Below are 23,944 nucleotides of genomic sequence, written 5' to 3'. Positions count from 1 at the left end.
GCGGGTTGCCAGCTGCTGGCTGCGGGCTGGTGTCTGCGCTTCTTGCTCGTCGAAGCATGGCGCGAGCCGGTCCCGGCCGTCGCACCCACCCGTTCTGAATCGAGTGCTCCAAAACGTGCTAGCGTCCTCACCCGTCAGTTCTGAAGCGGTCGCTCCAAAAGAAACGGGACGGCCGTACGTCGCCATCGGGAGGACCGCTTCCATGCCGCTTGCGGTGTACATAGTCGGGCTCGGCATCTTCACCCAGGGAACATCGGAGTTCATGCTGTCCGGCCTGCTGCCGGGCATGGCCGACGACCTCGGGGTGTCCGTCCCCGACGCCGGGCTGCTCATCTCGGCCTTCGCGATCGGCATGGTCGTCGGCGCGCCGCTGCTCGCCGTCGCCACCCTGGGCTGGCCGCGCCGCACGGCGCTCGTGTCGCTCCAGGCGGCCTTCGTCGTGGCCCACGTGGTCGGCGCCCTCGCGCCCGGCTACGCGGCCCTGTTCGTCACCCGCGTCGTCAGCGCCCTCGCGTACGCCGGGTACTGGGGCGTCGCCGTGGCCACCGCGGTGGCGCTCGTCCCCGCGGACGCCAAGGCGCGGGCGGTCGCGGTGGTGGCCGGCGGTCTGACCCTCGCCACCGTCGTCGGCGTCCCCGCGGGCACGCTGCTGAGCCAGCACTCCGGCTGGCGCGCCGCGTTCTGGGCGGTGGCCGCCGCCACCGCGGTCAGCCTGGTCTGCACGCTGCTCGTCGTCCCCGGCGGCCGGGGCGCGGGTGAGCGGCCCTCCGTCAAGGCCGAACTGCGCGCCATGGCCCGGCCGCAGCTCTGGCTCTCGTACGCCGTCACCGCCTTCGCCTTCGGCGCGGTCATCGTCACCTTCAGCTATCTGGCCGCCCTGCTCACCGACGTGAGCGGGGTCCCCGAAGGGTGGGTGCCCGCGGTTCTCGCCCTGTTCGGTGTCGGCGGGATGGCGGGCATCGCGATCGGCGGCCGCACCGGCCAGACGCGGCCCCTCGGCACGCTCGGCCTGGGGCTCGGCGCGCTGGCCCTCTTCTCCGCACTGCTCGCGCTCGCGGCGCACGTGACCGCCGTGGTGATCGTCCTGGTCTTCCTGCTCGGCCTCGCCGGATACGTCACCAACCCCGCCCTGCAGTCACGGGTGTTCACCCTCGCGCCGGGCGCCCCGACGCTGGTCGGCGCGGTCAACACGGCCGCGTTCAACGTCGGCAACACCGTCGCCCCGCTGCTCGGCGGCCTCGCCGTCGACGCCGGGTACGGCTATGCCTCGGTGGCCTGGGCCGGTGCCGCGCTGGCCGCCGTGGGGGCGCTGGGCGTGCTGTGGGCCGCGCGGCTGCGGCGGGTCGAGCGGGACCGGCCGCCGCTGATCGGCATCGAGGTGGCCGGAGCCGTCGAGCAGGTTTTGTAAGACAGTTCCAAAACCTTTACTGTGGACGCATGGCCAGACCACGAGAGTTCGACGAGGACCGTGTCGTCACCGCGGCCATGGAGACGTTCTGGCGCCACGGGTACGAAGGCACCTCCACGCGGGACCTGTGCGACAGCACGGGTCTTGGCCCCTCCAGCCTCTACAACACCTTCGGCGGCAAACGGCAGCTCTACCTCCGGGCCCTGCGGCGCTACTACGACACCGCCACCGCCGAGCAGGTCGCCATCCTGCGGGGCGCGGGCCCGGCGAAGGAACGGCTGCGCGCCATGATGATCCACGCCGTGGACGCCGACCTCGACGCGACGGGCACACGCGGCTGCTTCGCGATCAACGCGGCCGTCGAGCTCGCCGGACTCGACCCCGAGGTCAGGGACGCCGTGCGGCACAGCTTCGACCGGGTCGAGAACGAGCTGTGCACGGTCGTGGAGGAGGGCCGCCGCGCGGGCGAGGTCCGCTCCACGGGTGACGCGCGGACCGTGGCCCGCCGGGTGCAGAGCACGTACTACGGCCTGCGCGTCCTCAGCCGCGTACAGGACGACCGCGCGGTCCTGCTCGCCACGGTGGACGGGGCACTCGCCGACCTGTGAGCCGCCGGCGCCCCGCCGACGCCGGATTCCTCTTCCGTGCCGCTCGCCGCGGCCGCCGCCCCGCCCGCCCCGCCGCGAGCGGAACGGACAGCTGCTCGGAGCCCTCTTCCAGGATGGGCCGAGGCGCCCCCGGGAGCAGCCGCGCCCCACACGCCGACGTTCCGCTCACGCGCGCTGTCGCGGATCGGCCCCGGCTGTCTCCGGATATGCCCGGCATGGCGTATCACCTGCTCGTTTATCAGGTGTTGATTGGACACAGAGACGCTCCGCAGGTCCCCGTCCGGCCCGGACCGACACATGGTCCGGCGCGGACTCCACGGAAGTGACGGAGGTATCCCCATGAAGGCTGTCCGTTCCCTCAAGAAGAAGATCACCGGCGAGAAGAGCCTCAAGTCCTACGCCTGGTACATCTGGTACTAGACCGGCCGGCCAGGCACCGCGCGCATCCCGCGCGGATGCACATCCCTTAGGGACGTAACGCGCCGTCGAGGCCCGCGTCCGGTGTGCCCCCACGGGCCCGCCGGGCACGGGCCTCCCGCTCTGGGAGATCCCCGATGTCCATATCCGGTACCGACCGGCTCGCGCGGACGACCGTCTTCACGCCGCGCCTCGACGCCCTGCTGCGCGACCACCGCGGCCAGGACCTGTTCCGCCTGGACGACGACACCGTCGGCGTCGCCGGGCCCGCCCTGACCGACCAGATCCTCGCCGCGCGTCTGGCCACCGACCGCGAACGCCCCACCTTCAAGCCGCTGCAGGGCCGTTCCATCCCGCGCACCGAGGCGTCCACCGTCATGCAGGCCATCGGCCGCGACGTACGGGCGGCCCTCAAGAAGCCCGTGCCGGGAGACGTCGACCTCTCGGGGGAGTGGCCCCACGTCGGCCACGTGTACCTGCGCGACCTCATCCTCGGCGCCGACCCGTACCGGCTGCGCATCCTCATGGACCGCACCCTGGAGCTGACCCCCAAGCTCACCTGGACGGTCATCGCCGCCGGCGCAGCCCTGCCCGGCAGGCCCCGCCCCGGCGCCCCCGTCACCAGCATCGCGGGCCTGACCGCGAAGGCCGCGACCTACGGCGACCGCCGCTACGCCATGGGCCTGTACCGGCGGGCCGCCGCCCCGGTCTGCTTCACCATCTCCACGCTCGTCGCCAACGCGTACTGGCTCGGGGCGCCGTTCGACGAGGACACCCCCAACGAGCACATCCTGTACGAGGCGATGCGGCTGTTGCCGCCCTCCTGGAACCTCCTGCGCAACGCGTCCCCCGAGTACTGCGCCCTCGACGACCGCATCGGCACGGCCGACGACATCCTGATCCTGCCGCTGCTCAGCCACCGCGACCCCGGACTCTGGGACGACCCCGACGACTTCCGCCCCGGACGCTGGGCCGACCTCGACCCCGACGACCACCCCGGCTACCTCCCCTTCGGCCACGCCTCCGAACGCTGCTGGGGGCGGCACATGGTGATGCCGCTCGCCGGGATGCTCCTCGACATCCTGCGCGCCGACGGGGCGACGGTCGACCCGCGTCAGACCACCGCGAAGGTGCCGCTCGCGGGGCTGCTCGGCGTCGACAAGGTGCGGCTCGTGCGGCAGCCGCGCTGACCGGGCCTCAGCCGGCCGCCGCGTCGCGACGGAACAGGGCCGTCCAGAGGAAGGGCTCGCCGAAGAGCTCCGACGCGGGCGGCTCCTCGCGCATGCGGCGCACCTCGACCTCCGTCAGGTCGGCGAAGATCCGGCGCAGCGCGTCCGCGGTGTAGGCGAGGCCGCCGTGCAGCCGTGCCTGGCGGTAGAAGTCCGCGTCGGGCAGCTCGGACCCCATGCCCGCCTCGCCGGCCGCGAAGCAGGTCAGCGCGTAGTGGCCGCCGGGCGCCAGGCACCGGTCCAGGAGCGCCAGGTAGCTGACGCGGCGGTGCGGCGGCAGGTGGTGGAAGCAGCCCGAGTCGTAGATCAGGTCGTAGGGGCCCGCCAGGGCGGTCTCCGTGAGCGCGAAGGCGTCGCCGAGGTGGAACCGTACGTCGGCCCCCGCCTCGCGGGCGCGCTCCGCGGCCCAGTCGAGGGCGGCCGGTGACAGGTCGACGGCGTCCACCTCGTGGCCGAGGGCGGCGAGGTGGAGGGCGTTGCGGCCCGGGCCGCAGCCGAGGTCGAGGGCGCGGCCCGGTGTGACGATGCCCCGGTCGGCGTACGAGACGAGGTTCTCGTCCGGCTTGGCCGCGAAGAACGGCACGGGCCTGGTGCGGTCGCTGTAGAAGCCGTCCCACCAGGAGGCCCCGTCGGCGCTCCAGCGGTCGGCCTCCGGAGCGAACAGTCCGTCCAGGAGCCGCAGTACGTCGTCGACCGTGCGGATGTCGCGATCCATCAAGTCCCCTTTCCCCAGGGGGGAATTGTAGGCTGGGGGACCTGCGAAAGCCCAGCTCAGAGGCGTTCTCCGGGTATCCCCGGGAAGCCGTCTGCGGGCTCCTGGCGGCGGCTCGCCGGGGCGCCGGACCCTGCCGTCCACCCCCTCCTCGCAGAGGCGCCCGCGCGTCGGGGAACGCCGTCAAGGGGCCGTCCGGCGTCCCGCCGACGTGACTTTGCGGGCGGGGCCGGAACGCGTGTTCACCGGAAGTATCCCCAGAAGTAATCGCGGCTGGTTTGATGTCCGAGCGTCCGAACAAGGGCCGCTCCCGCACCGGTCGGAACAGCGGTCCCGCCCCCCACCCTCCTCCACCACCAGGAGTCTCCGTGCCGCACTCAGCGCTGCGCAGGACCCACGCCGCCGCGGTCACCTCGGTGCTCGCCGCCGCCACGCTCGCCGCCGTCGCCCCCTCCGCGACCGCCGACGCCGCCGCTCCTCCCTCGCTCAAGGTGCTCACGTACAACACCTTCCTGTTCAGCAAGACGCTCTACCCCAACTGGGGCCAGGACCACCGCGCCACGGCGATACCGGCCGCGGACTTCTTCCGGGGCCAGGACGTCGTCGTGCTCCAGGAGGCGTTCGACAACTCCGCGTCCGACGCGCTGGCGGCGCGGGCCGCGGACCGCTATCCGCACCAGACGCCCGTGCTGGGCCGCGGCAAGAGCGGCTGGGACGCCACCGGCGGCGCGTACTCGGCTGTGACGCCGGAGGACGGCGGCGTGACGGTCCTGAGCAAGTGGCCGATCGTGCGCAAGGAGCAGTACGTCTACAAGGACGCGTGCGGCTCCGACTCCTACTCCAACAAGGGCTTCGTCTACGCCGTCCTCGACGTGAACGGCGCCAGGACGCACGTCGTCGGCACGCACACCCAGTCCACCGACCCCGGCTGCGGCAGCGGCGAGGCGGCCTCGACGCGCGCGCGGCAGTTCAAGGAGATGGACGCGTTCCTGGACGCCAAGAACATCCCGGCGGACGAACAGGTCATCGTCGCGGGCGACTTCAACGTCGACTCGCACAGCGCCGAGTACGCCTCGATGCTCACCGACGGCGGCCTCGCCCCCGCCGACAGCCGAACGGGCCACCCGTACTCCTTCGACACCCGGGACAACTCGATCGCCTCCGAGCGCTACCCCGACGACCCGCGCGAGGACCTCGATCACATCCTCCACCGCAAGGGCCACGCGCGCCCCGCCACGTGGCACAACGACGTGATCAAGGAACAGAGCGCCCCCTGGACGGTGTCGAGCTGGGGCAAGAAGTATACGTACACGAACCTGTCGGACCACTATCCGGTGACCGGCGGGTGAGCATGCGCGAGTTCGACGTCCACCAGGCGGAGCGCCTGGTGGACGGGCCGACGTGCTACGAGGAGCAGGCCGAGCGGACCTGACCTCGGGACCTTCGGCTTCACCGATCCGCTCGGCGAGATGACCGACGAGGAGCGGGCGGAGCGGGCGAAGGGACTCGATGGGCTCTTCCGACGGCTCGACGCGCTGTGGGACGCGGGGCGCCTGCCTCAGAGGTTCACCGTCTCCTGAAGTCGTCGGCGGTTCTCCTCGACGTCGAAGGACGCCTTCGGGTAGTGCGGGTCCAGGTCCTCCAGGTGGTCCAGGAGGAGCCTGCTGATGGCCCAGTTGCGGTACCACTTGCGGTCGGCGGGGATCACGTACCAGGGGGCCGCCGTCGTCGAGCAGCGTTCCAGGGCGATCTCGTACGCCTCCTGGTAGGCGGCCCACAGCGCGCGCTCGTCGATGTCGCCGGGGTTGAACTTCCAGTGCTTGTCGGGGTTGTCGAGGCGTTCGAGCAGGCGGCGGCGCTGTTGGTCGTAGGAGATGTGGAGGAAGCACTTGACCACGGTGACGCCGTCGTCGGCCAGGGACTTCTCGAAGCGGTTGATCTGGCCGTAGCGGCGGCCGAGTTGGCTGCGCGGGACCAGCTCGCGGACGCGGGCGATGAGCACGTCCTCGTAGTGCGAGCGGTCGAAGATGCCGATCTCGCCGGGCTGCGGGAGCGCCTTCATGATGCGCCAGAGGAAGGGGTGGTTCTGCTCCTCCGCGGTGGGTGCCTTGAAGGCCTTGATGCGGCAGCCCGACGGATTGAAGAGGCCGATGACGTGCTTGACCGTGCCGCCCTTGCCGCTGGTGTCCATGCCCTGCAGGACCAGCAGGACGCGGCGGCGGTCGCCCGCCGTGCTCGCGGCGTACAGGCGTTCCTGGAGGTCGGCGAGGCGTTCGCCCATCCGGGCGGTGTCCGCGAGCCCCGCGCGCTTGCCTGCGGGGCCCGCGGGCGTCGCGTCGGCCGGGTACGAGGCCAGGTCGACGCGCTCGCCCTCGGGGACGCGCAGCAGCTCACGAAGGGAGGCGGGAGCCTTCTTCCCGGCCTTGGCGTCGGGCTTCGGGCCGTTCTTCGGGCCGTTCTTCGGGCCGGACGTGGCGCCGGACTTCTTGGCGTGCTTCGTGCTGCCCTTGCCGTCCTTGCCGGCCTTTTCCCGCTTCTTCGTGCCCTTCTCGGACTTCGCCACCGCGCACCCCTTCCGGTCGTCTCCCCCGATCGTGCGACCAGGGCCGAGGGGGCGCTACTTGTGCCAGGGCCCCGTCACCGCGAACGTCGTGCCGGGCGTGTAGCAGTTCACGTACATCGTGTCGTGGTCCGGCGAGAAGGTGACACCCGCGAACTCGCCCCACTCGGGCTCCTCGGGGGTGCCGATGTTCTGCCGGCCGCGCGCCATCGCGTACACCTCGCCGCCCCGGGTCAGGCCGTACACGTGCTGGGCGCCGCCGCCGTCCTCGCACACCATCAGGCCGCCGCTGGGCGCGAGGCAGATGTTGTCGGGGGACTCGCCGGGCAGCTGGATGTCGGTGCTCGGGCCGAACACGATCACGAGGGTGAGGCGGCGCCTGGACGGTTCGTACCGCCAGATCTGGCCGAAGTGGTCGCCCGCCGAGCCCTCCGCGCTGTGGGCGAAGGACGACACGAAGTAGACGGACGAGCCGCCCCAGTAGCAGCCCTCCAGCTTCTGCGCGTGCGTGATGCCCTTCTTGCCGAAGTCCTGGTGACGGATGGGGGTCTGCGCGGCCAGCGGGTCCGGTACGTCGACCCACTCGATGCCGTCGAAGGACGTGCCCGTCTCCTGGACGGAGGACAGGTCGGGCACGCCGGGCACCCGCATGGCCTGCAGCCTGCCGCCCGCGCGCAGCGACCCGCGGCCGCCCTCGGGCTTCTTGGGCAGGAAGCGGTAGAAGAGGCCGAACGGCTTCTCGAAGGCGTCCTCGGTCTCGTAGACGACACCGCGCCAGGGGTCGACGGCGATCGCCTCGTGCTGGAAGCGGCCCATCGCGGTCAGCGGCACCGCTCCGGTGCGGCGCGGATCCACCGGGTCGACCTCGAAGATGAAGCCGTGGTCCTTGGTGTAGCCGTTCGTGCCGGCCTTGTCCTCGGTCTCCTCGCAGGTGAGCCAGGTGCCCCAAGGCGTGGGCCCGCCCGCGCAGTTGACGGCGGTCCCGGCGATCGCGACGCGCTCGCCCAGGACGTTGTTTCTCCGGTCGAGCGAGAGCGCCGTACAGCCGCCCTTGCCCCCCGGGTCGTACGTGAGGCCCTTCACGGTCGGCACGCCGATCTTGCCGGTGACGCGGTTCTCGTGGTTGCGCACGAGGTGGACGCCGCCGTTCCGGCCCCGGAAGGCGGCCATGCCGTCGTGGTTGCTGGGCACCTTGCCCTCGCCCGACCGCAGGTCGTCGCCCTCACGCGAGAGGACCTTGTAGCGGAACCCCTTGGGCAGGTCGAGCAGGCCCTGGGGGTCGGGGACGAGGGGGCCGTAACCGGCCTTCCCGTGCGCGGCGGCGGTGCCCGCGAAGAGTTCCGACAGCGCGCCGGTGAAGGCGATTCCGGCGCCCAGGGCACCGGTACGGGCAAGAACCTGACGTCGTGTGGCAGTCATGATGGGCAACCTCCTGCTGGCGGACAGGAATGTGACCGGATGTGTGTACCACGCGCCTTGGTGCACGGGAACCACGCGCGTAGCTTCCGTTTCGCGTGCCGTCCCGCGTCCCCGCCGCAGCGGGGCCGCCGCTCCTCCCCGGCCGGCCCTACTCGCCCACGAGCCCCTTGGCGTCCCGCGCGAGCGCCGTGAGCCGCGAGATGGCCCGGAAGTACTTCTTCCGGTACCCGCCGTTCAGCATGTCCTCACTGAAGAGCCGGTCGAAGGGCACGCCGGCGGCGAGCACTGGTACCTCTCGGTCGTACAGCCGGTCGGCGAGCACCACAAGGCGCAGAGCGGTCGACTGGTCCGGCACCGGCGTCACGTCGGTGAGGCAGACGGCGGCGAGCTGGTCGGTCAGCGCGCCGTACCGGCTGGGGTGGACCTTGGCGAGGTGGCCGAGGAGGTGCGGGAAGTCGTCGAGCGAGGCGCCCGCGGTCGCGTACGCCGCCTTGGTGACCTGCTCCTGGGAGTACGGGGCCGGCGCCTCGGGCAGACCGCGGTGGCGGTAGTCGTCGCCGTCGATCCGCAACGCCTTGAAGTGGGCGGACAGGCCCTGGATCTCGCGCATGAAGTCTGTCGCGGCGAACCGGCCCTCACCGAGCTTGCCCGGCAGCGTGTTCGAGGTCGCGGCGAGCGCCACGCCCTTCTCGACGAGCTTGGCGAGCAGCGAGGAGACCAGGACGGTGTCGCCCGGGTCGTCCAGCTCGAACTCGTCGATGCAGAGCAGCCGGTGGCCGCCGAGGGTCTGCACCGTCTGCTGGAAGCCGAGCGCGCCGACCAGGTTGGTGAGCTCGACGAAGGTGCCGAACGCCTTCTGCTCGGGCGCGGCCGGGGTCGCGTGCCAGAGGGAGGCCAGCAGGTGGGTCTTGCCGACGCCGTACCCGCCGTCGAGGTAGATCCCGCGCGGCCCCGCCGGGGCCGCGGGCTTGGACCGCGCGAACCAGCGCTTCTTGCCGGCCCCGGAGGCGTGCGCGCCGCCGAGCCCTGCCGCGAAGCCGCTCAGGACGCGGACGGCCTCGGTCTGGCTCGGCTGATTCGGGTCCGGGATGTACGTGTCGAAGCGGACCGAGTCGAAGCGCGGCGGCGGCACCATCTCGGCGACCAGACGGTCGGCGGGGACGTGGGGCTCGCGGGCGCACAGGGAAAGGGGGGCCGTTTCGGCTATGGGGCCGGGACCGGGGGTGGTGGTGGAGGGCGACACGGTTCCCCAGCTTAAGGGGCGTGCAAGACTGCGGATATGCGACGCCTGTTCCCTGTGACCGACCAGACAGCCGATCGGAAGGCCACCCGCACGGAGGACCGGACATCTGACCGGACGGACGACCGGACACCTGACCGGGGGGACCACCGGGCGGATGGGACGGCCGGCCGGGAGTGGGGCCTCGACGAGCTCGCCGAGGCCTACGCCTACCCGGCGGGGGAGGCGACCTGGCTGCGCGCCAACATGGTGTCCACCCTCGACGGCGCGGCCCACCACGAGGGCCGCACCCAGCCGATCTCCGGCGCCACCGACATGCGGATCTTCGGCACCCTGCGGGGCCTGGCCGACGCCGTCGTCGTGGGCGCCGAGACGGTCCGCAAGGAGGGGTACCGCCCGGCGCGCCCGCAGGATGCCTTCGCGCGGCGCAGGGATGCGGCCGGTCAGCCGTCGGCGCCCGCCGTCGCCGTGGTCAGTGCGAGTCTCGACCTGGATTTCTCGGTTCCGCTTTTCGCCTCGCCGGTGACGCCGACGCTCCTGGTGACGGGGGCCGCCGCGCCCGCCGACCGGATCGCCGCGGCGCGGAAGGCGGGCGCCGTCGTGGTCCTCGCGGGCGAGGGCGCGACCGTGGAGCCGGAGCGGGTGGCGCCCGCCCTGGCCGAGCGGGGGCTGACCCGGCTGCTCACGGAGGGCGGGCCCCGGCTGCTCGGCCAGTTCGTGGCCGCCGGAGCGCTGGACGAGCTCTGTCTGACGGTGTCGCCGATGCTCACCGCGGGCGACGCGCAGCGGATCACCGGGGGGCCCGCGCTCGCGGTCCCGGAACGATTCGTACTGGCATCCGTACTGGAGGAGGCCGGGTTCCTCTTCACCCGCTACCGTCGTACCTGACAATCGGCGGAATCAGCCGTTCCGTTTGGCTTCGGCTGGGCACACTAGATCTCGCAGACCCCGTGCGGCCACGGGGCAGGATGGTTTCCGCAAGGGCCTCAGCACGGCCCACGGATGAGAAGGGCGCCTGGCGTGTTCACAAGCGTATTGATGATCGAGAAGGCCCTGACGTCCGCCGACGTGGAGTTCGTCACCACCTTGCACGGGGACGAGCCCGTGGCCTTCCACGTACTGCTCCAGCCCAGGGGCGATCAGGCGGACCGGCTGCTGCGTGCCATCGACGACGTCGCCCTGGGCGAACTGGACGAGGCGGCGCGCGAGGGAGAGACCCCCGAGGGGCAGGACGCGACCGGCCCCGGCGAGCAGGCGCTGCAGGTATCGCTGAGAGCGCTGCACGTGGCGGGCTGCGAGGCACAGGGGCGGCTCATCGAGGACCATCCGCTCGACGCACTCAAGACCCTGGTCGAGGAGGCCGACGCCGACGAGGTGATCGTCCTGACCGACCCGCACTACGTGGAGGAGTTCTTCCACCGGGACTGGGCCTCACGGGCGCGCCACAAGGTGGGGGTGCCGGTCCTCAAGCTCTTCTCGCACAGCGTGGCGGACGAGGAGTAGACGCTCCGCCCGGCGGGCGGGCGCGCGGTACGGCCCCGCGCCCGCCCGCCGGGCGCGGGCCGGCCGGGCGAAGGCAATAGGCTGGGGCCTGCTCGCACGTCGTACGGACGACGTGGCACCCGTCGTCACACCAGGGGAGACACACGCATGGCACCCGGCCTGCCCCAGTCCATGGCCGACATGGACCGCCCGCACTTCATCGGCATCGGCGGCGCCGGAATGTCGGGCATCGCGAAGATCCTCGCGCAGCGCGGGGCCAAGGTCGCGGGCAGCGACGCCCGGGAGTCCGCCACCGCCGAGGCGCTGCGCGCGCTCGGCGTCACGGTCCACATCGGGCACGACGCGGCCCACCTCGCCTCCGACGCGACCTGCGTCGTCGTCTCCTCCGCGATCCGCGCGGACAACCCCGAGCTGGCCCGCGCCACCGAGCTCGGCATCCCCGTCGTGCACCGGTCGGACGCCCTGGCCGGCCTGATGGAGGGCCTGCGCCCGATCGCCGTCGCGGGTACGCACGGCAAGACCACGACGACGTCGATGCTCGCCGTCACCCTCTCCACCCTCGGCCTCGACCCGTCGTACGCGATCGGCGGCGACCTGGACGCGCCCGGCACGAACGCGCTGCACGGCGCCGGCGACATCTTCGTCGCCGAGGCCGACGAGAGCGACCGCAGCTTCCACAAGTACGCGCCCGAGGTCGCCATCGTCCTGAACGTGGAGCTCGACCACCATGCCAACTACGCGTCGATGGACGAGATCTACGAGTCGTTCGAGATCTTCGCGGGCAAGGTCGTCCCCGGCGGCACCCTGGTCATCTCGGCGGACCAGGCGGGCGCGGTCGAGCTGACCCGGCGCCTGCGCGAGGTGTCCAGCCTGAAGGTCGTCACGTACGGCGAGTCCGAGGGCGCCGACCTGCGCATCCACAAGATCACCGCGCGCGGCCTGACCAGCGAGGTCACCGTGATGCTCGACGGCAAGCTGCTCACCTTCACGGTGTCGGTCCCCGGCCGCCACTACGCGAACAACGCGGTCGCGGCTCTCGCGGCGGGCGTCGCGCTCGGCATTCCGTCCCGGCAGCTGGCCGCGGCCCTGAAGTCGTACACCGGCGTCAAGCGCCGCCTGCAGCTCAAGGGCGAGGCCGCGGGCGCCCAGGTCATCGACTCCTACGCGCACCACCCCACCGAGATGACGGCCGACCTGGAGGCGATGCGCTCCGCAGCGGGCGACTCCCGCATCCTCGTCCTCTTCCAGCCCCACCTCTTCTCGCGCACCCAGGAGCTGGGCAAGGAGATGGGCCAGGCCCTCGCCCTCGCCGACTCCTCCGTGGTCCTGGACATCTATCCGGCCCGCGAGGACCCGATCCCCGGCATCACCAGCGCCCTGATCATCGACGCGGCCCGCGAGGCGGGCGCCGAGGTGACGGCCGCGCAGGACAAGGCGCAGGCCGTGCGGACCATCGCGGGAATGGCGAAGCCCGGTGATCTCGTTCTCACCATGGGAGCGGGCGACGTCACGGACCTCGGCCCGCAGATCTTGGCCCACCTGTCGAAGTAAGGGGATCTCACCCATGTCGTACGACGTCGAGAAGCCGGACGAGCAGTGGCGCGCGGAACTGACCCCCGCGGAGTACCAGGTCCTGCGCCAAGCCGGCACGGAACCGGCCTTCGTGGGTGAGTACACGGACACCAAGACCAAGGGTGTCTACTCCTGCCGCGCGTGCGGCGCCGAGCTCTTCACCTCCGGCGAGAAGTTCGAGTCGCACTGCGGCTGGCCGAGCTTCTTCGACCCGAAGGACACGGACGCGGTCGAGCTGATCGAGGACACCTCGCACGGCATGGTGCGCACGGAGGTGCGCTGCGCCCGCTGCGGCTCACACCTCGGCCACGTGTTCGAGGGCGAGGGGTACGCCACCCCGACCGACCAGCGGTACTGCATCAACAGCATCTCGCTGCGGTTGGCGGCGGACGAGGGCTGAGGCAGCCCTTCCTCCCTGTGGGCACGGCGGCGGGGTCGCCGTCGCCGTGCCGAAATACGTCAGGCGCGTAATGCTCCGGAGTGGGGAGTTGCGGCCCGATAGGTGCCCTTAGAGGCTATGGTCTCCGCAGCCGAGCCGAACGACGATGGCATACATATGAGTGCGCCCATGGCGGTGGCAGCAAGGGTGACCATAAGGAGCGGCGAGACGGTCTTCTGGTCTCCCGCGTTGTGCTTTCGTGCCATTTACTAGCGTGCTCCTTGTTGCTGAGTGGACGGAGGGGCGGCTTTGTGTCGCCCCGCCGGGATCCTGTCCCACTGGTAATCCTGGGCGCAACCGATTCGCCGAGTTCTCCGTCCGGAAATTTCCGAGCGCCCGATCTGATGGAGCGCCGATCCTCAAGCGGAGCGTCCCGCGTTCGGTTGTGGAGCCTGGGATTCCGATTCGATACCGGCGAGAGTCGCTCGCGCCCGCGCCGCTTCGTCGGCCGCTCCCGCGCTGTCGGCGGCGGCCACCGCCGCCGCGAGATGCCGGGCAGCGGCGGCCGGCCGGCCGAGCCGGTGCTCGGCCGCCCCCAACCCGTGCAGGGCCAGCGCCTCTTCGTGGGTCGCGCCGATGCTCCTGGCCAGTTCCAGCGCACGCGTGTGATGTTCGGCGGCCTCGTGGAAGCGGGCTGCCGAGCTCAGGGCGCTGCCCATTCCGTGCAGCGTGATCGAGGCGTTGCGTCGATCCCCGAGGCGGCGGAAAGAGGCAAGAGAATCCCGATACACCTCGAGCATTTCGCCGAGTTCTGAAAGTGCGTCCATGGTGTTGGCCAGATTTACTTGCGCCATGGCGTGTTCGGCGGTGGTTCCCGAGGTTGCGAGTATCTCTCGTGCTTCCTGCAAAGGATTCCGTGCGGATTCTCTGTCCCCTGTGTGCAGAAAGAGATCCGAGATGTTGTTCAGTACGTGTGCCTCTTCGTGTGTGTCGCCGACGGAACGGAATCGCTGGAGAGCGGAATTGAAATGCTCGTGGGCGGCCTTGAAGTTTCCCAGATAGAGATGCGTGATGCCCAGGTTGTTTTCCGAGCGCGCCATGCTCCATGGGTCCCCGGAGCGAGAGCGCAGTACCAGCGATTCCTGTTGATCTGCGAGGGCCTGCGGAAGGCGGCCGAGGTTCCATCGCAGTACGCCTCGCGCGTGCAACACCTCGGCCACCGCGGTGTGGTCGACTGTCCGTGCCGTCCGCAGTGCCTGTCCGAGCGCGGCGAGGGCCCCGTCGTGGTGTCCGCTGCGTGACAGGGCGGCTCCCCTGTTGATCAGCGCGTACACCTCGGCCTCCGGCTCGTCGGCGGTCCGCCAGTACTCCGCGGCGGCCAGATGCATGCTCGGTGCGTCACCCGAGTGTCTCTCCTCGTGGAGGAAGCCCGCCAGTGAGCCGGCGAGCAGTGCCGCTTCGTGCGGTCGGTCGTGCACCCGACAGTCGCGCTCCGCCGCGATGAGACCGGAACACTCCGCCGTGAGCCAGCGCCGCGCGTCGGCAGGGCTGTTCCATGCTGGTATCCGGTATCCGGAATCACGCCTGGGGGAGCTTCTGCGGGGGCGGCGCGGGGCGATGAGCCGGTCCGCCGCGTCCGACGCCTGTACATAGAAATCGATCAGTCGGCGAACCGCCTGATCCCGCTCTGCGGGCGTCAGTTCGGATGCCGCCAACATGCGCGAATATTCGCCGAGCAGATCATGAGTGGTGTACCGCTCGGGGCTGGGTTCCTGAATGAGGTGGGCATCCAGGAGGCCTTCGAGGGCACGTTCCGTGCGGTCGAGCGGAAGATCCGCGAGGGCGGCCGTCGTGAATGCGTCGTAATGCTGGCCTAGGTGGAGCCCGAGAAAACGGAATATGGATCTTCGGTCGCTGCTGAGTGCGTCGTACGAGACCTCGAATGCCCGGGCTATCTCCTCGGTTCCGTCCCTGATCTCCCGCAGCCTCCCGTGTCCGTGAGTGAGGCGATGCAGCAGATGCCCGGTTGTCCACGAGGTGCGGGAGGCCAGGCGTCTCGCAGTGATCTCCACAGCGAGCGGGAGGTAGCCGCAGAGCTGAACGATGGCCCTGACCTCATGGACGCGTGTGGTGCGGTGCTCGCCGGCCAGATTCCGGAACAGTGCGACGGCGTCCTCCTGCGGGAGCACGTCGAGCAGGACCGGTTGTACGCCCGGCAGTCCGGAAAGCCGACGGCGGCTGGTGACGATCATCAGTGACGGGGACGGGCCGGGCAGGAGCGGACGGAGATGGTCTGGATCGGTCACGTCGTCCAAGACGATGACGGCGCGTCGGCGGCTGAGCAACGTGCGCCACAGACCGACGAGGTCGTCGAGTTCATCGGGCACGTCTGCTGAGGGGATGCCCAGCATCCGCAGCAGCGTCGTGAGAGCGGCCTTGGCCGTGAGGGGTGCCTGGCCGGGTGAGTGCGCGCGCAGGTCCAGGTGGAGCTGACCGTCGGGGAAGAGTGATTCCAGGGTTCGTGCGGCGTGCAGGGCCAGCAGCGTCTTTCCGACGCCGGCCATGCCCGAGATGGTCTGCAGTGCGATGACGGTGCTGGCAGGGCGCCTCGCCGCCTGCAGGATGGCCGCCAGCTCCTCCCGGCGCCCGACGAGTTCCGCGTGCCGGGGCAGGGTGTGCGGGGTGGGGGCCTGCGGCTCCCTGCGGGGAAGCAGCTCGCTCAGAGGGGCTCCTTTCAGGACGAGGCGGTGCAGGTGGGTGAGGGTCTCGCCGGGATCGGTACCGAGGTGCTCACGCAGGTGACCGCGGACCGACTCGTACACGTGCAGGGCGTCGGCCTGCCGACCGCAGCCGTACGTCGCGGTCATGAGCTGTGCTGCCAGAGTCTCGTCACCGGGGTGCCGGTCGAGGAGGGCGGCCACCTCCGGCACCAGTTCGGCGAATCGACCGCGGCGGAGTTCGACTCCGAACCGTGTCACGTGGGCGGCCAACTGCTTCAGGGAGAGGGCTGAGCGGACGTTCTCCGCCCATACGCCGCTCAGCCCGGCGAGCGGCTCGCCGCGCCACAGGCCGGCCGCCTCCCGCAACAGGTCCAGAGCCGCGACGTCGTCCGTTCCGTCGGCGAGCGCCCGTGCGCGGAGGGCGAGTTGCTCGAAGCGGTGGCAGTCCACTCGCTCCGGGCTGATGTCGAGCAGGTAGGTGTGGGCTCGCTGCACGAGCATTCCGCTGCTGCCCGCGGCCCGGAGACGCCGGCGGATGCGGGCGGCATAGGTGTGCAGCCCTGCGCGCGGCTTGGCCGGTGGGGAGTCCTCCCACAGCCGGTGCACCAGGGTGTCCAGCGAGACCGGGCGGCCTGCGTCCAGGGCCAGTGCGGCAAGGACCAGGCGTTCTTTCGTGGAACCGAGGAGATCGACACGCCCGTCGCATTCCAGCGCGACGGTTCCCAGGACACGAATGTCGATCTCCACCAGTGCCCCCGTCCGTCGTCGGTCGGCCTGTGTTCCGAATAGGCGTCAAAGAATCGCATGAGGTCAATATCGTTCAAATAGCAACGCAAGTTGGTTCGTCTTATTGGCTTGTTCTGATGTGAATGTTCAGATCGGTGCGACGTTCGGTCTGACGCGAACACGGGGTGGGTAGGCCTCCTTGCGACGTGGGGCCGGGCACTGAACAGGGGGGGGTGGCGTGATGGACCAGGTGACGGCCCTGGAGCTGAGGGCTGCCCTGGCGGTGGCGGTTGCGAGGCCGGAGGCGGTGCGCGGGCTTCTGGAGGCGGCACGTACCGCGGCCGACCCCGGTACGGCGGAACTTGTCCGCGCGTGGGCCACGGCACTGCCGGGGGCCGACATCGGAGAGCTGCTGGGTTCTCTCTCCGTCTCCCTGGCCGAACAGGCGGCGCAGCAGCCCGCTCTGGCCGGCCAGCTCCGCGAGTGGCTCGGTGGCACGTCTCCCACCATGGCGCAGGCGGAAGTCGCCAACTCCATCGCAGGCACTGCCCAGGTGCAGGGGCCCGTCATCCAGGCGCGAGGGGTGCACGGCAGTGTCCACATCCATGCCGCAGCATCGCCCGCAGTGCAACGCGCTCGCGCGGCGCCTCGTCAATTGCCGCCTGTGCCGGGTCACTTCACCAATCGGGCACGGGAGCTGGCAGCGCTTGACCGCACGGTGGCCACCCAGCGCGGCGGCCCGGTGCTCGCCGTCATCAGCGGCCCGGCCGGCGTGGGGAAGACTGCCCTGGCCCGCCGCTGGCTGCTGGGACTGGCCGATTCCTTCCCCGACGGGCAGCTCTACGCCGATCTGCGCGGCCACTCCGACGGTGAGCCTGCGCGGCCGGGAGAACTCCTCGGACAGCTCCTGCGCGCCATGGGAGAGGAGCGGCTCCCCGCGGACCTCGGGGAGCAGTCGGCCCTCTGGCGATCGGCCACAGCAGGGGCGCGGGTCGCCCTGCTCCTCGACAACGCCCTCAGCGCGGCCCAGGTCCGCCCCTTGCTGCCGAGCGGCGCCGGAGCATTGACGGCGGTGACTAGTAGAGGCCTGTTGAGCGGCCTGGGCATGGACGGCGCGGCCTTCCATCCGCTGGAGGTCTTCGGGACCCGGGACGCAGTGGAACTGCTCCGTCGCCGGATCGGCCCGGAGCGGGTCTCTCGCGAGCCCGACGCCGCTCTGAAGGTCGCAAGGGCCTGCGCAGGACTGCCCCTCGCCGTGTGTGTCGCCGCGGCACGCGTGGCAGCGCGGCCACGACAGCCGCTCGCGGCCATGGCGGGAGCACTGGGAGCCAGGGGGGCCAGTGCTTTGGACGTGCTGAGAGTAGAAGGGGAATATGCGGTGCGCAGCGCCCTCGACGCGTCATACCGCCTGCTGCTTCCTGAACACGCGCGCGGCTACAGAAGACTGGGCCTAGCGCCGGTACCCGTGCTCAGTGTCGAGGTCGCAGCCGAGGCCTGTGCCCTGGCGCGGGACGAGGCGGACCGGCTCCTCGACGAGCTGACGGAGGTCAACCTCATCGAGGATCTCGGCCCCGACCCGGGCAGTGGTGCGGGAAGGTATCGATTCCACGACTTGGTGAAGGCTCACGCGGCACAGCTCGCCGACGCCGAGGGGCGTGCCGTTGCCGAGGCGGCGGTGCGGCGCGTGGTCGACTACTACCTGCTCGCCGCGACCGAGGCGGAGAGCCTGCTCACGCCCAGCCACCGGATCCTCCCGCGCGCCTACGCCCACCACCCCGCCGGGCACGCGCCGTTCGCTGACGCGCCCGGCGCACTCAGCTGGCTCGACGCCGAACGGGCCAATCTGATGGCCGTGTTGCGCACTGCCGCCGAGCGTGGCTGGGACGACGCGGCCTGGATGCTCACCGACGCCATGTGGCCGCTCTTTCTGCGGCTGCGCCCCTACGAGCTGTGGATCGAGGCTCATGAGATCGGCCTCGCGGCGGCCCGCCGAGTGGGAGACACGAGGGGCGAGAGCCAGATGCTCACCTCCGGCGGCGCCGGGCTGCGCAACGCGGGACGTCACGACGAGGCCGTCGACTGGTTCGGCCAAGCGCTGGAGGTGGCCAGGGAGCGGGCGGCGGCTGCGGAGGAAGGCCGGGACCGTGCTGCCGGCCAGGCGGATCCGGCGGAACGCACGGCCGCTCTCCGGGCCGAGGCCCAGGCTCTGCACGGTCTGGGGCAGTCGCACCGGCTGGCCGGACGGCTGTCGACGGCCGCAGGGTACTTCCGGCTGGCGCTGCCGTTACGTGAGGCGATCGGCTATCGGCGTGGCGCCGCCCTGACCCGAATCTGTCTGGGCGATGTCGCGGTGGCCGAGGGGCGACCTGCTGAGGCAGTGCCCCACCTGGCTGCCGCCCGGGCCGCGCTGCTGGGCGAGAACGACCCCTATGACGCGGCCCGAGCACTGGCCCTGCTCGGTCAGGCGGAACTGCGGTGCGCGGGTGAGGACGCGGCCGCAGTCGAGCGGGCGGAAGAACAACTGCTGGGGGCGAAAGCCGAGTTCGAGGCCACCGGGTCCTTGCACTGGCAGGGCCGAGTCCTGGAGATCCTCGGAGAGTCCGCCGAGGAACGAGGCGAGCCCGACCGAGCCAGAGCCTGGTACGCCCAGTCCCTGGCCCGCTACCGGACTGTCAGCGCCCCTGACGCGCATCGACTGGAGGGGCGCTTGCGGGCCGAGGGCTGAGGCCCGGTTCATCGGTCACAGCGGATTCACCTGCCCACCGCGCGGGCCGGTCCACCGCCAATGCTGCGTACCATTCGCGCACGAGACCGACAGCATCACGGTGTGTCAGTCCCGTTCCGCCCATCGGCGGCACGATCTGCGTATCGCCCCGGCGAGCGAGGGACGCCCAGTCACCGCACGTGCGGCGCACCACCACCAGTACGCACCCGGGGTAGCGCTCCAGAATCCTTATGGCCAGACGTGTCGCCAGTGGGCACGGGCGCGGACGGTCCGCGTAGAGAACGTCGGCGCACTGCCGCCAGGTCTCACCCGTACATAAGCCGGTGACCGGGCAGCGGCGAGGGCAGTCGAGGCAGACGATCACGGGTTCCTCCGGTCCCACGGCCGTGCTCATGCGGGTAACTCTCCGGTGGCGTCGACCTTCGTCCAGGGATCGGGGACGGGCAAGGGCGGCAACGCCGCCTCGAAGGCGGGCTCGCCGAGTCCGAGGATCCGGTACATCAGCCGCCGCATCCTGCGGGCGAACCGCCCGGGCTCCGAGGAGATGCGTCTCCCTATCCGTTCGTACTCCGTGTCGGGGTACTCGGCCCGCGCATAGGCGAGCTGTTCCGGCAGAGGATGGGCGGGGGAGAGAGCCGGCGCGACCTTGGCCAACTCGGCTGCAGGCGAATCGGGGTTGACGTCGCTGTGGGGGAAACGTGCCAACAGGACGGCCGCGCGGGTGAGCGTGGCGTACAGCGTGACCGAACCGTGGTCGCCGATCACCCAGTCGGCCGCGATCAGCGGCACACGCCAGTCGGTGTCCGGTGGCAGCACGATGATTCCCCGTCGTGCGGCGGCTGCCAGCCATGACCGCACTTGCCAGATGCCGTGACAGGCCCAGACGTTGGGGTGCACCAGGACTGCCACGAGGTGACGCTCCGGGTCGAGTTCCGTCACGAGGCGCGGCAGGAGGGTGTCCAGGCGGTTGAACGACGAGCCCGGCCCCCAGGTTGAGGAGACGAGAACCAGGCGCTGGCCGGGGTGCAGGCCGAGGGCGGCCCGGTAGCTTGCCCGCCGCGGGAGGCTCGCCACCAGGCGGTCGTGACAGGCGTCTCCCACGACCTCGCTGATGGGCAGCGCCTCCGGGCAGGTGCGGGCCAAGGTGGCCAGTTCTTCGTGATGAGCCAGCGCCAGCGCCTTTGGGATCACCTTTCCCTGCCATGTCAGGTACTGGCGGCCCAGCTCCCCGACCGTCCGGGGTGCCCCGGGGTCGCGGTCGTCCGTGGTGCGCGACAGCTTGATGTGTCCCGCGCCGTGGGGCATGCGCAGCAGCGGGCCGCGCAACCGTTCGATCCCCTGGGAGCCGGCCGCGAGCACGAGGTCGAACTCCGTTCCCTGTGCCTCCTGCCACGGCAACACCGTGCCGCCGAGCGTGCGCAGCAGGCGCTCCGCCCCGGCGTTGAAGGCGTGGGGTGCGATCGTGAAGTGCGTCTGGACCCGCAGGTCCGACTCCAGCAACGGGAGCAGATCCCGCAGTCGGCTGCCGTACACCTCGGTGTGTACGACGACGAGAACACGCTTGCAGCCGACCAGGGTCAGCCACTGCGGGGCATACCCGGATCCAGGGCGGACCCCGGATCCGGGTAACGCTGTCACTGACGTCGAGGTACTCTCAGCCGCCATTGTTTCCCCCATGGTTGTCGAGCGGTGATGGGCAGGACGTGCCAGGTCGGGGGATGCCCAGGAACGTCGGCGGAAAGCTTGCCCGCTGCTTGCGGAATCCTTGCACCGGTGTGCACCGGGCAGGGAGACAAGGTCAGAACGTCAGCTTCCAGCTGTTGATGTAACCCGTGTCCTGCGCCGCCACGTCCTGGACCCGCAGTTTCCAGGCGCCGTTGGCCGTTTCGGTGGACGCGTTGACCGTGTACGTCGCGATGACGTTGTCCGCCGAGTCGCTGCTGCTGGAGTTCTTCAGGCGGTACGCCGTGCCGTCGGGTGCGAGCAGGTCGACGACCACGTCTCCGCGCCAGGTGTGGCGGATGTCGACGTCCACCTTGAGGGTCGCGGGGGCGTTGCCCGTGCGGCCCGTCACGTTGACGGTCGAGGTCACCGCGGCGCCGTTGTCCGGGATGGTGACGTCCGTGGTGTTCTCGTAGGAGTCGCCGGGCGGGACCGGGGTGTCGTCCGTGCCGAGGGCCCAGACCGCGTGGGCGATGGCGTCGCTGTTGCGGTCCAGGGCGGTGTCGTTGATGTTCGACGTCGAGTCGCACGACGAGTGGTAGCAGCGGTCGAAGGCCTGGCCCGACGTGCCGCCCCACTTCTGGGCCTGCGCGCTGGACTTGGCGCGCTCGGCGCCGGAGAACAGGCCGCCGACCGGGATGCCCACGTTCTTGAACGGGGAGTGGTCCGAGCGGCCGTCGCCCTCGGTCTCGATCTCGGTGGGGACGCCGAGGCCCGCGTAGTAGTCCTTGAAGGTCTTCTCGATCGTGGGGTCGTCGTCGTAGACGAAGTAGCCCGGGTTCGGCGAGGCGATCATGTCGAAGTTCAGATAGCCGCTGACCTTCGAACGCTCCGCCGTTGGCAGGTTGTTGACGTAGTACCGCGAGCCGACCATGCCGAGCTCCTCGGCGCCCCACCAGGCGAACCGCAGGTGCTTGGCCGGCTTGAGCTGGGCGCGCGAGACGGCGAGCGCGGTCTCCAGGATGCCGGCCGAGCCCGAGCCGTTGTCGTTGATGCCGGGGCCCGCGGACACGCTGTCGAGGTGCGCGCCCGCCATCAGGACCTTGTTCGGGTCGCCGCCGGGCCAGTCCGCGACGAGGTTGTAGCCGGTCGCGCCGCTGGAGGTGAACTGCTGGACGCTCGTGGTGAATCCGGCCGCGTCCAGCTTGGCCTTCACGTAGTCGATGGAGGCCTTGTAGCCGGGCCGTCCGTGGGCGCGGTTGCCGCCGTTGGCCGAGGCGATGGACTGGAGCTGGGTCAGGTGCGCCTTGACGTTGGCGACCGGGATGTCGGGCGCCGCGAGCGTGGGTGAGGGAGCGGCGGCGGGGGAGGCGAGCGCCGTGGGCGCGGCGGTGGCGAGCAGCCCGGCCGCGGCGAGGACGGCGAGGCCGGCGGTGGTGCGTCCGAGGGCCCCGGGCATGCCGGGTCGGGCGGGTCTGGAGAGTCTCATGTGGGGCTCCGTATTCCGAACAGCGAGAGGGACGGAACGTGCGAGGCGCCCTGCGACGCGGGTGTCGCGGGGCGCCTTTGGAGCTGTGCGTTGCCTGATGTTGAAGCCGGGCCGACCCACCGTCAAGAGCGGAAACCGGTCACAATGCGGTCAGCCATGTTCGTATTGCGGACGGCTCTCCTTCGCCCGCCGGCGTCAGAAGAAGACCCCGCACCTCAGCAGCACATTGGCGTACGGCCGCGCCTCGCCGGTGCGCACCACCAGACGGGCCGCGGCCGAGCGGGCCTTGAGGTCCTCGTGCGGCACGAGGTCGAGCGCGGGCAGGCTCTCCCGCAGCAGCCGCGCCACCGCCGCATTGGCCTCCCGCACCTCCTGCGCCGCCGTGCCGCCCTCCACCACCAGCTCGGCCAGCAGACCGTCGAGGACCTCCGCGAAGGAGGGGACCCCGGCGCGGAACGCCAGGTCCACCACGCGCGGGCCGGGCGGGATCGGCATGCCCGCGTCGCAGATGAGCACGGTGTCTCCGTGCCCCAACTCGGCCAGCGCGCCCGCGAGATGGCGGTTCAGGATGCCGGACCTCTTCACGAGGACGAGCCCTCCGGCGCGAGCTTCGCCAGCTCCGCCGCGGTCGGGTAGGAGTCCTGCGCGCCCTTGCGGGTGACCGCCGCCGAGCCCACCCGTACCGCGTAGGCCGCCGCCGTCGCCAGGTCCTCGCCGAGGCCCAGGCGCCAGCCGAGCGCGGCGGTGAAGGCGTCGCCCGCGCCCGTCGTGTCCACCGCGTCGACGCGCGGGCTGGGGACCCGGACGAAGGACGCCGAGGGGTCCGACGACTCCGGCGCGCCCTCCGCGGTGAGCGCGCCCTCGGCGCCCAGCGTGATCACGACCGAGCGGGGGCCGAGTGCGAGCAGCCCGCGCGCCCACTCCTCGGGCGACTCGCCCGCCGTGTCGCCGAGGATGACCCGGGCCTCGTGCTCGTTGACCACGAGCGGGTCGCAGGCCGCGAGGACCTCGTCCGGCAGCGGGGCGGGCGGCGAGGGGTTGAGGACGAAGCGCGCTCCGGGCCGCAGACCGCGCGCCACCTCGGCGACCGTTTCCAGGGGAATCTCCAGTTGGCTGGAGACCACCCGCGCCGCCGCGAGCAGGCTGCCCGCCGCCCGGATGTCCTCGGGCGTGAGGCGGGCGTTCGCGCCGGGCGCCACCACGATGCTGTTGTCGCCCGACGGGTCGACCGTGATCAGCGCGACGCCGGTCGGCGCGCCGCCCACCAGGACGCCGACGGTGTCCACGCCGGCCGCGCGCTGCGCGTCGAGCAGCAGTGCGCCGTGGGCGTCGTCGCCGACCCGGGCGAGCAGCGCGGTGCGGGCGCCGAGCCGGGCCGCGGCGACGGCCTGGTTGCCGCCCTTGCCGCCGGGGTGGGTGGCCAGGTCGGAGCCGAGGACCGTCTCGCCCGCGGCGGGGCGGCGCTCCACGCCGACCACCAGGTCGGCGTTGGCTGAGCCCACGACCAGCAGCTCGTAGTCGTCGTTCATGTGCTGTTCCCTGCTTTCGTACGGTGCTGACGTGGCGCGCGGGCCG

The 23,944-nt window shown here is 71.2% G+C and carries 19 protein-coding genes; 10 read left to right on the top strand and 9 right to left on the bottom strand.

The genetic code is table 11. The features are described 5' to 3' along the window. The first annotated feature begins 202 nt into the window (after positions 1-202). From ACZ592_RS16665 to ACZ592_RS16650, 4 genes are all read left to right on the top strand, one after another. The gene (locus ACZ592_RS16665) at positions 203-1,408 is read left to right on the top strand and encodes a Cmx/CmrA family chloramphenicol efflux MFS transporter (protein ID WP_471582265.1); all 1,206 of its coding nucleotides are present in this window, start codon (positions 203-205) and stop codon (positions 1,406-1,408) included. A gap of 29 nt (positions 1,409-1,437) precedes the next feature. Continuing rightward, the gene (locus ACZ592_RS16660; RefSeq protein WP_471582264.1) at positions 1,438-2,016 is read left to right on the top strand and encodes a TetR/AcrR family transcriptional regulator; all 579 of its coding nucleotides are present in this window, start codon (positions 1,438-1,440) and stop codon (positions 2,014-2,016) included. Positions 2,017-2,313: 297 nt separating this feature from the next. Beyond that, positions 2,314-2,436 (top strand): tryptorubin family RiPP precursor, encoded by a 123-nt coding sequence (locus tag ACZ592_RS16655; RefSeq protein WP_471582263.1) that lies wholly within the window; start codon positions 2,314-2,316, stop codon positions 2,434-2,436. Positions 2,437-2,570: 134 nt separating this feature from the next. Beyond that, on the top strand, positions 2,571-3,623 hold the full coding sequence (locus ACZ592_RS16650; protein ID WP_471582262.1) for a cytochrome P450: 1,053 nt from the start codon (positions 2,571-2,573) through the stop codon (positions 3,621-3,623). Between the two features lie 7 nt (positions 3,624-3,630). Here the strand turns inward: ACZ592_RS16650 and ACZ592_RS16645 are convergent, their stop codons facing one another. Beyond that, positions 3,631-4,377 (bottom strand): class I SAM-dependent methyltransferase, encoded by a 747-nt coding sequence (locus ACZ592_RS16645; RefSeq protein ID WP_471582261.1) that lies wholly within the window; start codon positions 4,375-4,377, stop codon positions 3,631-3,633. Between the two features lie 365 nt (positions 4,378-4,742). On the opposite strand from ACZ592_RS16645, the gene sph reads away from it, so the two are divergent. Next, entirely contained in the window at positions 4,743-5,723 is a 981-nt protein-coding gene (sph, locus tag ACZ592_RS16640) for a sphingomyelin phosphodiesterase (RefSeq protein ID WP_471582260.1), read from the top strand. A 209-nt stretch (positions 5,724-5,932) separates the two neighbouring features. Here sph and ACZ592_RS16635 read toward each other — a convergent pair whose 3' ends face one another. The 3 genes from ACZ592_RS16635 to zapE form a co-directional block, all read right to left on the bottom strand. Further along, on the bottom strand, positions 5,933-6,763 hold the full coding sequence (locus tag ACZ592_RS16635) for a PPK2 family polyphosphate kinase (RefSeq protein WP_471582469.1): 831 nt from the start codon (positions 6,761-6,763) through the stop codon (positions 5,933-5,935). A gap of 228 nt (positions 6,764-6,991) precedes the next feature. Next, the gene (locus ACZ592_RS16630; RefSeq protein ID WP_471582259.1) at positions 6,992-8,353 is read right to left on the bottom strand and encodes a PhoX family protein; all 1,362 of its coding nucleotides are present in this window, start codon (positions 8,351-8,353) and stop codon (positions 6,992-6,994) included. A 148-nt stretch (positions 8,354-8,501) separates the two neighbouring features. Continuing rightward, a complete protein-coding gene (zapE, locus tag ACZ592_RS16625) occupies positions 8,502-9,596 on the bottom strand; it encodes a cell division protein ZapE (protein WP_471582258.1) in 1,095 nt (364 codons plus the stop codon). 36 nt (positions 9,597-9,632) lie between these two features. Here zapE and ACZ592_RS16620 point away from each other — a divergent pair, with 36 nt between their 5' ends. The 4 genes from ACZ592_RS16620 to msrB all read left to right on the top strand — a co-directional run bounded on the left by ACZ592_RS16620 (position 9,633) and on the right by msrB (position 13,068). Next, on the top strand, positions 9,633-10,481 hold the full coding sequence (locus tag ACZ592_RS16620) for a pyrimidine reductase family protein (RefSeq protein ID WP_471582257.1): 849 nt from the start codon (positions 9,633-9,635) through the stop codon (positions 10,479-10,481). Positions 10,482-10,613: 132 nt separating this feature from the next. Further along, positions 10,614-11,096, top strand: a complete 483-nt coding sequence (locus ACZ592_RS16615) for an indole-3-glycerol phosphate synthase (RefSeq protein ID WP_471582256.1) — start codon at positions 10,614-10,616, stop codon at positions 11,094-11,096. Between the two features lie 147 nt (positions 11,097-11,243). Further along, on the top strand, positions 11,244-12,647 hold the full coding sequence (murC, locus tag ACZ592_RS16610; protein WP_471582255.1) for a UDP-N-acetylmuramate--L-alanine ligase: 1,404 nt from the start codon (positions 11,244-11,246) through the stop codon (positions 12,645-12,647). 13 nt (positions 12,648-12,660) lie between these two features. Beyond that, positions 12,661-13,068, top strand: a complete 408-nt coding sequence (gene msrB / locus ACZ592_RS16605) for a peptide-methionine (R)-S-oxide reductase MsrB (RefSeq protein ID WP_471582254.1) — start codon at positions 12,661-12,663, stop codon at positions 13,066-13,068. Positions 13,069-13,466: 398 nt separating this feature from the next. Here msrB and ACZ592_RS16600 read toward each other — a convergent pair whose 3' ends face one another. Continuing rightward, the gene (locus tag ACZ592_RS16600; protein WP_471582253.1) at positions 13,467-16,514 is read right to left on the bottom strand and encodes an AfsR/SARP family transcriptional regulator; all 3,048 of its coding nucleotides are present in this window, start codon (positions 16,512-16,514) and stop codon (positions 13,467-13,469) included. A gap of 220 nt (positions 16,515-16,734) precedes the next feature. Here ACZ592_RS16600 and ACZ592_RS16595 point away from each other — a divergent pair, with 220 nt between their 5' ends. Continuing rightward, positions 16,735-19,218, top strand: coding sequence for an ATP-binding protein (locus tag ACZ592_RS16595; RefSeq protein WP_471582252.1), 2,484 nt, complete (start codon positions 16,735-16,737; stop codon positions 19,216-19,218). Positions 19,219-19,608: 390 nt separating this feature from the next. Here ACZ592_RS16595 and ACZ592_RS16590 read toward each other — a convergent pair whose 3' ends face one another. The 4 genes from ACZ592_RS16590 to ACZ592_RS16575 all read right to left on the bottom strand — a co-directional run bounded on the left by ACZ592_RS16590 (position 19,609) and on the right by ACZ592_RS16575 (position 23,898). Then, positions 19,609-20,856 (bottom strand): hypothetical protein, encoded by a 1,248-nt coding sequence (locus tag ACZ592_RS16590; protein ID WP_471582251.1) that lies wholly within the window; start codon positions 20,854-20,856, stop codon positions 19,609-19,611. 160 nt (positions 20,857-21,016) lie between these two features. Beyond that, positions 21,017-22,339: a M28 family peptidase gene (locus tag ACZ592_RS16585; protein WP_471582468.1), complete on the bottom strand. Its 1,323-nt coding sequence runs from the start codon at positions 22,337-22,339 to the stop codon at positions 21,017-21,019. Positions 22,340-22,564: 225 nt separating this feature from the next. After that, a complete protein-coding gene (rbsD, locus tag ACZ592_RS16580; protein ID WP_471582250.1) occupies positions 22,565-22,954 on the bottom strand; it encodes a D-ribose pyranase in 390 nt (129 codons plus the stop codon). Further along, positions 22,951-23,898 (bottom strand): ribokinase, encoded by a 948-nt coding sequence (locus ACZ592_RS16575; RefSeq protein ID WP_471582249.1) that lies wholly within the window; start codon positions 23,896-23,898, stop codon positions 22,951-22,953. The genes rbsD and ACZ592_RS16575 overlap by 4 nt, the downstream gene beginning before the upstream one ends. Positions 23,899-23,944: the final 46 nt, after the last annotated feature.

This window comes from Streptomyces sp. NPDC040622 (assembly GCF_055593965.1).
Note: the sequence above shows the minus strand (reverse complement) of the source record. Positions and strands in the feature narration are given on the sequence as shown.

What these genes read in the sequence shown, in the direction of transcription:
- murC (WP_471582255.1), top strand. Translation starts at nt 11,244, where the DNA reads ATGGCACCCGGCCTGCCCCAGTCCATGGCCGACATGGACCGCCCGCAC.
- ACZ592_RS16665 (WP_471582265.1), top strand. Translation starts at nt 203, where the DNA reads ATGCCGCTTGCGGTGTACATAGTCGGGCTCGGCATCTTCACCCAGGGA.
- ACZ592_RS16655 (WP_471582263.1), top strand. Translation starts at nt 2,314, where the DNA reads ATGGTCCGGCGCGGACTCCACGGAAGTGACGGAGGTATCCCCATGAAG.
- msrB (WP_471582254.1), top strand. Translation starts at nt 12,661, where the DNA reads ATGTCGTACGACGTCGAGAAGCCGGACGAGCAGTGGCGCGCGGAACTG.
- ACZ592_RS16660 (WP_471582264.1), top strand. Translation starts at nt 1,438, where the DNA reads ATGGCCAGACCACGAGAGTTCGACGAGGACCGTGTCGTCACCGCGGCC.
- ACZ592_RS16595 (WP_471582252.1), top strand. Translation starts at nt 16,735, where the DNA reads ATGGACCAGGTGACGGCCCTGGAGCTGAGGGCTGCCCTGGCGGTGGCG.
- ACZ592_RS16620 (WP_471582257.1), top strand. Translation starts at nt 9,633, where the DNA reads ATGCGACGCCTGTTCCCTGTGACCGACCAGACAGCCGATCGGAAGGCC.
- ACZ592_RS16650 (WP_471582262.1), top strand. Translation starts at nt 2,571, where the DNA reads ATGTCCATATCCGGTACCGACCGGCTCGCGCGGACGACCGTCTTCACG.
- ACZ592_RS16575 (WP_471582249.1), bottom strand. Translation starts at nt 23,898, where the DNA reads ATGAACGACGACTACGAGCTGCTGGTCGTGGGCTCAGCCAACGCCGAC.
- ACZ592_RS16585 (WP_471582468.1), bottom strand. Translation starts at nt 22,339, where the DNA reads ATGCCCGGGGCCCTCGGACGCACCACCGCCGGCCTCGCCGTCCTCGCC.
- ACZ592_RS16630 (WP_471582259.1), bottom strand. Translation starts at nt 8,353, where the DNA reads ATGACTGCCACACGACGTCAGGTTCTTGCCCGTACCGGTGCCCTGGGC.
- ACZ592_RS16645 (WP_471582261.1), bottom strand. Translation starts at nt 4,377, where the DNA reads ATGGATCGCGACATCCGCACGGTCGACGACGTACTGCGGCTCCTGGAC.